At 60.8% G+C, this 255-nt stretch carries 1 protein-coding gene; it reads right to left on the bottom strand.

What is annotated here, in order from left to right:
* Positions 1 to 255, bottom strand: a 255-nt coding sequence (locus QP934_RS11605; RefSeq protein WP_419127604.1) for a hypothetical protein, incomplete at both ends; no start/stop codon positions are given.

Raw genomic sequence — 255 nt, 5'->3', positions numbered from 1 at the left:
GGGTGACCAGCTTATCGGCGTTGTCCTTGGTTAGCTTCTGGATATCGGAGTTGGGATCCGTGGAGGGGGAAAAGACATCGGAAGGCTGGCGCAGGGCTTCCTTGCCCGGGACGAGGCCGACCTCGCCATACTGGTTGAGCGAGTAGTTATTGGTCACGGTGTGCTCGCCTGGCTGGATGAGCATGTGCTCGAAGGGTTCGCGGGCCTCGTTGCCATCGGGAAGCTGGTCCACCTTGAGTGGGGTGACCTCCTCCA

The sequence above is a fragment of the Corynebacterium sp. MSK122 genome (assembly GCF_030229435.2).
Taxonomy (GTDB): domain Bacteria; phylum Actinomycetota; class Actinomycetes; order Mycobacteriales; family Mycobacteriaceae; genus Corynebacterium; species Corynebacterium marquesiae.
This window is presented reverse-complemented; position numbering and strand designations above follow the sequence as displayed.